General features: G+C 73.7%; 9 protein-coding genes. 7 read left to right on the forward strand and 2 right to left on the reverse strand.

Annotated elements, in window-relative coordinates:
* The first annotated feature begins 47 nt into the window (after positions 1-47).
* From GUY59_RS34845 to GUY59_RS34865, 5 genes are all read left to right on the forward strand, one after another.
* A complete protein-coding gene (locus tag GUY59_RS34845) occupies positions 48-1,646 on the forward strand; it encodes a PucR family transcriptional regulator (RefSeq protein ID WP_236667791.1) in 1,599 nt (532 codons plus the stop codon).
* 98 nt (positions 1,647-1,744) lie between these two features.
* Positions 1,745-3,331: an ABC transporter substrate-binding protein gene (locus tag GUY59_RS34850; RefSeq protein ID WP_138207500.1), complete on the forward strand. Its 1,587-nt coding sequence runs from the start codon at positions 1,745-1,747 to the stop codon at positions 3,329-3,331.
* Positions 3,332-4,366, forward strand: coding sequence for an ABC transporter permease (locus GUY59_RS34855; RefSeq protein ID WP_252375199.1), 1,035 nt, complete (start codon positions 3,332-3,334; stop codon positions 4,364-4,366).
* Complete coding sequence (locus GUY59_RS34860) at positions 4,366-6,171, forward strand: dipeptide/oligopeptide/nickel ABC transporter permease/ATP-binding protein (protein ID WP_138207498.1); 1,806 nt, start codon at positions 4,366-4,368, stop codon at positions 6,169-6,171. Before GUY59_RS34855 ends, GUY59_RS34860 begins: the two co-directional genes overlap by 1 nt.
* Complete coding sequence (locus GUY59_RS34865; protein WP_138207496.1) at positions 6,168-6,845, forward strand: ABC transporter ATP-binding protein; 678 nt, start codon at positions 6,168-6,170, stop codon at positions 6,843-6,845. The genes GUY59_RS34860 and GUY59_RS34865 overlap by 4 nt, the downstream gene beginning before the upstream one ends.
* Here the strand turns inward: GUY59_RS34865 and menC are convergent.
* The gene (gene menC / locus GUY59_RS34870; protein ID WP_132337288.1) at positions 6,835-7,935 is read right to left on the reverse strand and encodes an o-succinylbenzoate synthase; all 1,101 of its coding nucleotides are present in this window, start codon (positions 7,933-7,935) and stop codon (positions 6,835-6,837) included. The genes GUY59_RS34865 and menC overlap by 11 nt on opposite strands.
* Complete coding sequence (locus tag GUY59_RS34875) at positions 7,932-8,693, reverse strand: GNAT family N-acetyltransferase (protein WP_161714849.1); 762 nt, start codon at positions 8,691-8,693, stop codon at positions 7,932-7,934. Before GUY59_RS34875 ends, menC begins: the two co-directional genes overlap by 4 nt.
* A 232-nt stretch (positions 8,694-8,925) precedes the next feature.
* On the opposite strand from GUY59_RS34875, the gene GUY59_RS34880 reads away from it, so the two are divergent.
* The gene (locus tag GUY59_RS34880; protein ID WP_161714850.1) at positions 8,926-9,693 is read left to right on the forward strand and encodes a bestrophin-like domain; all 768 of its coding nucleotides are present in this window, start codon (positions 8,926-8,928) and stop codon (positions 9,691-9,693) included.
* Positions 9,694-9,695: 2 nt separating this feature from the next.
* Positions 9,696-10,017: hypothetical protein (locus tag GUY59_RS34885; RefSeq protein ID WP_201761701.1), on the forward strand; the 322-nt coding region annotated here is incomplete at its 3' end.

The raw sequence follows: 10,017 nt of genomic DNA on the forward strand, positions 1-10,017 counted from the left end.
CCTGACGTGCCCGGCTGATGTCCCTTCTCGTGGATTATCGTGATCCGATGAGGAATCGTCCGCGTGCCAGTCTCGGGCGCATCCTCCACGACCTCGGCACCACGGTGCTCGACGTCGCCGCGTCACCCGGCGATCTCGACACCGAGGTCACCGGCGTGCACGTCTACGATCCGCTCGACGAGCTGATCGTGCCGCCCGGCGGCATCGTGCTGGCCGTCGGCGTCCAGGGCGCGGACGACATCTGCGCCCTGATCGAGCGGGTGGAACAGGCCGCGGGCGTCGTCGTCAAGCTGCCCGTCGACGTCGACGAGCGGGTGCGGGCCGTGGTGCTGGAGACCGGCGTGGCCGTGCTCGGGCTCACCCGGGCGGCCTCCTGGTCCCAGGTCGCCGCGCTGCTGCGCTCGCTGCTGGCCGAGGGCGACCTGGCCGAGCCGGGGGAGGGGCCGCCCGACGACCTGTTCTCCCTGGCCAACGCCGTGTGCGCGCTGCTGGACGCGCCCGTCACCATCGAGGACAGATCGTCGCGGGTGCTCGCCTACTCCGGTCGCCAGGACGAGGCCGACCAAGGGCGCGTCGAGACGGTGCTCGGCCGCCAGGTCCCCGAGCGCTACCTGCGCATGCTCGACGAGCGCGGCTTCTTCAAGCAGCTCTACCAGAGCCGCGAGCCCGTCTACATGGAGCTCGACGACGCGAACGTCATCAACCGGGTCGCCGTCGCCGTCCGCACCGGCGACGAGATCCTCGGCTCCATCTGGGTGGCCGTGCGCGAGCCGCTCAGCGAGCAGCGCCAGCGGGCGCTCGCCGACGCCGCCAAGATCGTGGCGCTGCGGCTGCTGCGCGAGCGGGCCGGGGCCGACACCCGGCGGCGGCTCCGCGCCGACCTGCTGTCCACCGTGCTGGCCGGCGGCACCGACGCCGCCGAGGCGGCCGAGCGGCTCGGCGTCGCCACCACCCGCCTGTGCGTGCTCGCCGCCCAGCTGACCGGCGACTCCGCCGCCGACCCCGCCCGCGGCGAGAGCGACAGGCAGCGCTTCTGCGACGCGCTCGCGCTGCACGTCGGCGCCATCCATCCCAAGGCCGCCGCCGCGCTCGTCGGCTCCGTCGCCTACGCCGTGCTGCCGCTGCAGTCGGGCGGGCAGCAGAGCCAAGGGGAGGAGGCGCGGGCCGTGCGCGTGGCCGAGAGCTTCCTGGCCAGGGTCGGGCCCCGGCACGCCGCCAACATCGGCGTGGGCCGCCTGGCGCTCCACCTGTCGCACGTCGCCAGGTCACGCGCGGACGCCGACCGGGCCCTGCGCGTGCTGCGCTCCCGCGGCACCACCGGCCAGGTCGCCGGGTACGCCTCCGTGCATTTCGAGTCGCTGCTGCTCCAGGTCGCCGACGTGGCCGCCGCGGAGGAGCAGGCGCCCACCGGGCCCTACCAGCGGCTGCTCGAACACGACGCGGAGCACGGCACCGAGCTGACCGCCACGCTGCGGGCGTACCTGGACGCGTTCGGTGACGTCAACGCCGCCTGCGCCCGCGTGCACGTGCACGCCAACACCTTCCGCTACCGGCTCAAGCGGCTTGTCGAGATCAGCGGCCTCGACCTGTCGGACCCAGACGCCCGGCTCACGGTCATGTTGCAGATGCGGATCTTCGGGCGCTAGAACGAGGCCGCCCGGCTTTTTCGTCACCGGGCACGAAGCACCAGGCCCGGCGAGGGGCAAAGGTGGTGCACACCCCCCACGCTCGACGGGAGTCCCCCATGAGAACACCGGCAGCTGCGGCTCTCACCTCGCTCGCCCTGCTCGCGGCCGCCTGCGGAGGCGGCGGTGGCGACGGAGGCGACGGAGGCGGGGCGCCGGCCACGGGCGGCACGTTCACCTACGCGCTCTCGGCCGACCCCGGCGGCCTCGATCCCGCCATGGGCGTGCTCTCGATCACGAACACCACGCTCTCGCTCGCGTACGACACGCTCGTCACCGCCTCGGACGACGGCAAACTCGTGCCCAGGCTGGCCGAGAAGTGGGAGGTGAAGCCGGACAGCGCCACGTTCACCCTGCGTAAGGGCGTCACCTGCTCCGACGGCTCCCCGCTGACCGCCTCCGACGTCGCCGGCAGCGTCAACCACATCACCGACCCCGACACCAAGTCGCCCATCTACGGCGTGCTGGTGCCCATCGGGATGAAGGCCACCGCCGACGACGCCGCGGGTACGGTGACGCTGTCCATGCCGGAGCCGTTCAGCTTCATCGTGGAGAGCGCCAGGTCGCTGTTCATCGTGTGCGGCAAGGGCGTCAAGGACCGTTCGCTGCTGACCCGCGGCACCTCGGGCACCGGGCCGTACCAGCTGACCGAGGCGGTGCCCAGCGACCGCTACACGTTCAAGGTCCGCAGGGAGTACGCCTGGGGGCCGGCCGGCGCGACCGCCGCCGAGCTGCCGGGGACCGTCGTGCTCAAGGTCATCCCCAACGAGCAGACCGCCGCCAACCTGCTCATCTCCGGCACCGTCAACGGCGCGACGGTCTACGGCCCCGACCGCGCCCGTCTGGAGGCCACGCCCGGTGTGGTCAAGAACGTCGTCCCCTTCACCAACGGCCAGTTCTTCTACCACCAGGGCGACGACAGGCCCGCGCACGACCCGGAGGTGCGCAAGGCGCTCACCCAGGCCGTCAACCTCAAGGAGCTGGCGGGCATCGCCTCCAGCGGCACCGGCAGGCAGGCCACCGGGCTCGTCATGGAGCCGCGCCCCTGCAAGGGCGACTCGGTCACCGGGCACGTGCCCGCCCACGACCCGGCGGCGGCCGCGGCCGCCCTGGACGCGGCCGGCTGGAAGGCGGGGCCCGACGGGGTGCGGGTCAAGGACGGCAAGCGGCTGACGCTGCGGCTGATGTACGCCACCACGCGCGGCGCCGGGGTGCAGGCCGCGGTCGAGTACCTGGGCCAGGCCTGGCGCAAGGCGGGGGCCGAGGTGAAGCTGAACGGCATCATCGACGCCAAGCTGTCGGAGTCCCTCAACGCCACCCAGGACTGGGACGTCGTCTGGTTGCCCATCGGCGTGAGCCTGCCCTCCCAGCTCATCGGCTTCCTGTCCGGCCCGGCCGCGCCCGAGGGGGCCAACTTCGCCCACCTGGACAACAAGCGCTACGAGTCGCTCGTCGCCGAGGCGGGGCTGCTGCCGTCGGCCGAGGGCTGCGGCCAGTGGCTGGAGGCGGAGTCGGCCCTGTTCGAGGCCGCCGACCTGGTGCCGGTGGTGGAGAACACGGTGCTGCACGCGGCCAAGGGGGCGACGTACGACATGCAGGCGGGAGAGTTCGTGCCCACCTCGATCAGGCTCACCCAGGGAGGCTGAGTGCCCGACAGCAGCGGCCTCGACACGCCCATGGCGGCCACAGGAACGCGGCCCGGTCCCGCACCCGGGGCGGGCCGACGGGCGGCGCGCCGCAGGACGCGGGTCGTCGTGCGGCGGGCGGTGCGGTTCGCCGTGTCGCTGGCCGTGCTGCTCGCCGCGTCCTTCGCGATGATCCACCTCATTCCCGGCGACCCGGTGCGCACGTCGCTCGGGCCGGCCGCGCCGGTGGAGCTGGTGGAGGCGCGCAGGGCGGCGCTCGGCCTGGACCGCCCGTTACCGGAGCAGTTCGTGACCTACGCGACCAACGTACTGTCCGGAAATTTCGGGACTTCGTTCATCACCAGCGAGCCCGTCGGCGACGTCATCGCCGCCCGCCTCCCCAACACCCTCGCCCTGGCCCTGCTCGCCACCCTCCTCGCCCTGCTGGCGGGCGTCCCCCTCGGCATGTGGGCGGCCGTACGCACCCAGAACGGCCGCAACCGCGGCTCCGAGCTGACCTTCGGCTCCGTCACCGGCACCGCCGTGGCCGTCCCCGAGTTCCTGTACGCGATCGGCCTGGTGTCCGCCTTCGCCATCGGCCTCGGCTGGTTCCCGCCCGCGGGCAAGGCCGGTCCGATCACGTACGTGCTGCCCGTCCTCGCCCTCGCGGCCGGCCCCGTCGCCATGATCGCCCGCATCGCCCGCGTGGAGACCCTGCGCGAGCTGGGCAAGGACTACGTGCGCCTGGCGAGGGCCAAACGCCTGCCCGCGCGCCGGCTGCACCTGCGGCACGTGCTGCCCAACACCCTCACCGCCACCCTGACGGTGAGCGGGCTGCTGCTGACCTCGCTCATCGCCGGCAGCGTGCTCGTCGAGTACGTCTTCGCCTGGCCGGGCCTCGGGCTGAAGATCGTCGAGTCGATCACGCAGAAGGACTTCCCGGTCGCCCAGGGCGTGATTCTCGTCTACGGCGCGATCGTGCTGGTCGTGAACCTGGCCGTCGACCTCCTGCTCGGCGCCCTCGACCCCACCTCTGAGATCAGGGAGCAGTCCTGATGTCCCTCCGCTGGAGCGGCCCCGCCGTGGCCGGTGCCGTGATCGTCGCGCTCATGGCGGCGCTCGCCGTCGCCGGGCCGATCGTCTGGGGCGAGGCGGCCGAGCGCATCGACGCCGGCGCCATCCTCCAGGGCGCCTCCGCCGAGCACCCGCTCGGCACCGACAACCTGGGCCGCGACCTGCTGGCCAGGGTGCTGGTGGCGGGCCGGTTCTCGCTGGCGCTCGCGCTGGCCGCCACGCTCATCGGCGCCGCCGCCGGCATCGTGCTCGGCGCACTTCCGTCGGTGCTGCCCAAGCGGGGCGCCCGGCTCGCCACCGGCACGGTCAACGCGCTGGTGGCCTTCCCCGGGCTGCTGCTGGCCATGTTCACCGCGGTCGTCACCGGACTCGGCGCGCGCGGCGCGGTGCTCGGCATCGGCGCGGCCATCGCGCCCGGCTTCGCCCGGCTCACCCAGACGCTGGCCGCCTCGGTCGCCGGCGCCGACTACGTCTCGGCCGCCCGCATGCTCGGCGTGCCCCGCCGGCGCATCCTGTCCCGGCACGTGCTGCCCAACATCGCCGAACCGCTCATCCTCAACCTCACCCAGGCGCTCGGCGGCGCCCTGCTCGGCCTGGCCGGCATGTCGTTCCTGGGGCTCGGCGTGCAGCCGCCGTCGTTCGACTGGGGCCGGCTGCTGTTCGACGGGTTCTCCCGCATCTACGTGACGCCCGAGGTGGCGCTCGGACCCGCAGCCGCCGTCGCGCTCGCCGGCATCGGCTTCAACCTGCTGGGCGACGCCCTGGCCAGAGCCGCCGCGCGCACGACCGTACGCAAGGTGGACGAGCCGCCGGCGCCGCCACCCGAGCCCGGCGAGCCGGACCCCGGCGCCGTGCTGGACGTGAGGGACCTGACCGTCACGTTCCCCGGCGGCTCCACCCCCGTACGGGGCCTGTCGCTGGCCGTCGCGCCCGGCGAGGTCGTCGGGCTCGTGGGCGAGTCCGGCAGCGGCAAGAGCCTGACCGCGGCCGCCATCGGCGGGCTCGTCCCCTACCCGGGGAAGGTCACGTACGGGCGGCTGCACCTGGGCGGCAGGGACGTCGCCGAGCTGTCGGACAAGGAGCTCGGCACCGCGCTCGCCATGGTCTTCCAGGACCCGCTCGCAGCGCTCAACCCCGCGCTCAAGATCGGTGGCCAGCTCGCCGAGGTCGCCGTCGTGCACGAGGGCGCCACCCGGGCCGAGGCCCGCCGCCGCGCCGTCGACCGGCTCGGCCAGGTGCACCTGCCCGAGCCCGAGCGGCGGGCCGCCCAGCACCCCCACGAGCTGTCCGGCGGCATGCGGCAGCGCGCCGTTATCGCCATGGGTTTGATGGGCACACCCCGCCTGATCGTCGCCGACGAGCCCACGACCGCGCTCGACGTGACCGTGCAGCGGCAGATCCTGCGCCTGCTGCGCGAGGTCGTGGCCGAGACGGGCGCGGCCACGCTGTTCATCTCGCACGACATCGCCGTCGTCGGCGAGCTGTGCGACCGCGTCGTCGTCATGTACGCCGGCCGCGTCGTCGAGGAACTGCCCGCCGACCGGCTCGCCGACGGCGCCGCACACCCCTACAGCAGGGCGCTGATCGCCTCCCTGCCCGACCTGGACACCGACAGGACCAGGCCGCTGGCCGGCATCCCCGGCACCCAGCCCGCGCCCGACCAGGTCGGGCCCGGCTGCGCCTTCGCCCCCCGCTGCTCCCTGGCCACCGAGCGGTGCGTCACGCAGCGCCCGGAACTCGTCGCGCACGGCCCCCTGCAGCGGGTCGCCTGCTGGGAGGTGTCATGATCATCCAGAACCTGACCGTGCGGTTCGGCGACTTCACCGCCGTCGACGACGTCACGCTGGAGATCCCCGACGGCCGCGTCGTCGGGCTCGTCGGCGAGTCGGGGTCCGGCAAGTCGTCGCTGGCCAGGGCCGTGTGCGGGCTAGTCCCGTACACGGGGAGCATCGAGGGCGTCCGCCGGGTCCAGATGGTGTTCCAGGACCCGTACGCGTCGCTCAACCCCCGCATGACGGTCGGCGACACGGTCGCGGAGGGCATCAGGGGCCGCGACCGCGACAGCGAGGTGAAGCGGCTGCTCGATCTCGTGCGGCTCCCCGCGGAGGTCGCCGGCCGCTACCCGCGCGAGCTGTCCGGCGGCCAGCGGCAGCGCGTCGCCATCGCCCGCGCCCTCGGCGGCGACCCCGGCCTGCTCGTCGCCGACGAGATCACCAGCGCGCTCGACGTGTCGGTGCAGGGCGCCGTGCTCAACCTCGTCCGCGGGCTCCGCGACGAGCTGGGCCTGCCGATGTTGTTCATCTCGCACAACCTGGCCGTGGTCAGGTACGTCGCCGACGTGGTCGCCGTCATGCATCAGGGCCGGCTGGTCGAGGCGGGCCCCGCCGAGCAGATCGTCGGCGAGCCCGCGCACGACTACACGCGCGCCCTGCTGGCCGCGGTGCCCCGGCTCAGAGGGTGATCCACTCCGTGGCCGTGGTGACCTCGTCGAGCACGGCCGGGATCGGCTCCACGCCGAGGCCCGGCCCGGACGGCACGTCGAGATGCCCGTCCGCCAGCTCGAAGGGTTCGGTGATGTCGGTCGCGTAGTAGCGGCGCGACCCCGAGGTGTCGCCCGGAAGGGTGAACCCGGGCAGCGCCGCCAGCGCCACGTTCGCCGCCCGGCCCAGCCCGGTCTCCAGCATGCCGCCGCACCACACCGCGACCCCGTGGGCCCGGCACAGGTCGTGGATGCGCCGCGCCTCCAGGTAGCCGCCGATCCGGCCCGGCTTGACGTTGATGATCGAGCAGGAGCCAAGCGCGATCGCCGCCGCGGCGTGCTCGGCCGACTCGATCGACTCGTCCAGGCAGACCGGCGTCGTCAGCTGCGGGGCCAGCTTGGCGTGCTGCACGAGGTCGTCGTTGGCCAGCGGCTGCTCGATCAGCAGCAGGCCGAACGCGTCGAGCCGGGCCAGGTGCCGGGCGTCGGTCAGCGAGTAGGCGGCGTTCGCGTCGACCTGGAGCAGCACGTCGTCGCCGAACCGTTCGCGCACGGCCCTGACCGGCTCGACGTCCCAGCCGGGCTGGATCTTCAGCTTGATGCGGACATATCCCTCGTCCAGGTAGCCCGCCACCGCGTCGAGGAGCTGCGGGACCGAGTCCATGATGCCGACCGACACCCCGCACGGCACCCGGCCGCGCGACGCGCCGAGGAACCGGCCGAACGACTCGCCCGCCGCCCTCAGCTGCGCGTCCAGCACCGCCGTCTCCACCGCGGCCTTGGCCATGCGGTGGCCCTTGACGGGCTCCAGCGCGCGGGCCACGCCCTGCGCGTCGACGTTCGGCGGCAACGCGGGCAGCAGGAAACGGCGGATCACCTCGGCGGCGCCGTCGACGTACTCGGAGGAATAGAGCGGCTCGGACATCGCCACGCACTCGCCCCAGCCCTCGGCGTCCGGCGTCACGACCCTGACGAGCAGGACGTCACGGGACGTCTCCGTGCCGAACGAGGTGCGGAACGGCGCCACCAGCGGCATCGCGATCCGGCGTAGCTCAACTCCAGTGATCTTCACACTTGCTCCACCACGTAGTAGGACTTACCGCAGAACCCCGTGACCGCGCGGCCCTCCGCCATCAGGCCACCCAGCACCTCGCGCACGGCGAGCCGCCACGCCTTGGCCGTTCCCGGGTCGCTGCCGCGCAACCCCTCGATGTCGGCGGGGACGGCGACCAGCACCGTGCCCGCCCCCACCGGCCCCGCCACCGGCCTGCCGCCCTCGTCGGCCAGCGCGACCACCGCGCCGTCCGGCGCCGGGCTCTCACCGGGCTCGCGCCGGATCAGCGCCTCCACGTGCGGCGCGGTCAGCGGCCACACCGCGAGCAGCCGGTCCGACTCGTCCCCCTGGTTGATGGCGTCGTCCATGACGCCGTAGAAGCGCGGCAGGTACTCCTGGGGCCGCGCCCCCAGCTTCGCCAGGTTGAAGTGGGCGTTGCGGCGCACCAGGGGATCGTAGGTCCAGGTGATGCGCTCGATCCCGCGTCCCAGGGCCCAGCGGCGCTGGTGCAGCTTGAGCTCTAACCCGGCGCCGCGCCGCGTCGTGCCGGTGACGTGCGAGTGCAACGCGCCGCCCGCCGCGAGGAACCCGACCGAGCCGCCCACCAACCGGCCGCCCTCGAAGGCGCCGGCGACATAGCCGCCCGAGTGCGACAGCGCCCGCATCAGCTCCATCGTGATGGGCGGGTCGCCGGGCCCGAAGTGCCAGATGTCCTCGAACAAGTCGTTGACCTGCTCGAACTCCGCCATCTCGTGGAGCTCCCTGACCTCGATCAACCTGCCGCTCCTCCTCGTGGACGCGTTCACTGGCGACGGTATGCCATGGTGCGCCCGCCGGGATTCGTGCCCGGCCACCAAGAGAAGAGCGGTCCTTCGTCGAGCTGTCCTAGCGCCGGACCCCGCCGGGCCGAGACATGCCCGGGACTTTACCGATCACCGCCTGCCGCCATCGTCGCCCTATGTGATAGTAATGTCGCACTGCGTAGTCGACAGGATCCGGGAGATCTTCATGGTGGCGTACACACTCTCCATCCTGGCGGCGGTGGGCGCCGTGGCGCTCACCGCGCTGGTGTTCAGGCGGGTCCGGGCGGCAGGGGAGGACCGCGACCCCAGCGGTCCCTCCGCCGCCCACGCGGGGGCCATGCTGTCGGCCATGTTCCTGCTGGTGTTCGCCATCGCGGTCATCGTGCCGTGGACCACGGCCGACGCCGCCAGGCTCAACACCCACGCCGAGAGCCGGGCCGCCGTCGACGCCTACTGGGCCGCCGGCGAGCTGCCGGGCACGGCGCCCCAGGAGGTGCGCAGGGCGCTGCACGACTACGTCACGTTCGTGGTCAGGGACGAGTGGCCGCTCATGGCCGAGGGCGCGATGGACCCGGTCGGCGGAGCCAGGATGGACCAGCTGCGCGGCGCCGTCCACGCCGTCGAGGTGGAGGGCGACCAGGAGACCGACGCCAAGGCGGCCGTGCTCGACCACATCAGGAGCATCGCCGCCGCGCGCGCCCAGCGCACCGCCGACGCCGCGGCGACCCCGCCCGAGGGGCTGCTGATCCTGACGATCCTCACCGGGGCGCTCGTCGTCGTCTTCCCGTTCCTGGCCGGGGCCAGGCCGCGCGGCCTGGCCATCCTGCCGCTGGTGGCGACCGCGGCGCTGCTCGGCTTCGGCACCTACCTCACATGGGACATCGCGCGCGCCTTCGCCGGGCCGCTGGCCGTCGGGCCCGAGGCGTTCACCGGGGCGCTGCAGGAGTTCACGCGGATCGCCGGAGGGCTGTGATCGTGGCCGTCAGGCGTGCTGCGCTGCTGCTCGCCGCCGCCGTGCTCGTGGGCGGCGTCACCGGCGCCGACGTGAGCGGCGCGGAGGCCGGCCGGGCGCCGTGGCCGGGCCCCGCGCCGCGGGTGACCGTACGAGCCCCCGCGCCCCCGAAGGGTGTCACCGCCAGGCCGGGACGGGTGACCGTGCCCAGGGTGTCGGCGCGGCGCCGGCCCGTGCCGAAGGTGTCGATCTCCGTGCCGCCCCGGCAGCGGCGGGCCTCACCCCAGGTGGCGCTGCCCCAGGTGACGGTCTACCGCGACGGGTTGTGCACGGGAGGGGTGCGGG

It is taken from the genome of Nonomuraea sp. K271 (assembly GCF_009908215.1).
Lineage (GTDB): Bacteria > Actinomycetota > Actinomycetes > Streptosporangiales > Streptosporangiaceae > Nonomuraea > Nonomuraea longispora.

Excerpts from the sequence above, each read along its gene's own strand:
- GUY59_RS34845 (WP_236667791.1), top strand. The coding sequence starts at position 48 with ATGAGGAATCGTCCGCGTGCCAGTCTCGGGCGCATCCTCCACGACCTC.
- GUY59_RS34850 (WP_138207500.1), top strand. The coding sequence starts at position 1,745 with ATGAGAACACCGGCAGCTGCGGCTCTCACCTCGCTCGCCCTGCTCGCG.
- GUY59_RS34860 (WP_138207498.1), top strand. The coding sequence starts at position 4,366 with ATGTCCCTCCGCTGGAGCGGCCCCGCCGTGGCCGGTGCCGTGATCGTC.
- GUY59_RS34865 (WP_138207496.1), top strand. The coding sequence starts at position 6,168 with ATGATCATCCAGAACCTGACCGTGCGGTTCGGCGACTTCACCGCCGTC.
- GUY59_RS34880 (WP_161714850.1), top strand. The coding sequence starts at position 8,926 with ATGGTGGCGTACACACTCTCCATCCTGGCGGCGGTGGGCGCCGTGGCG.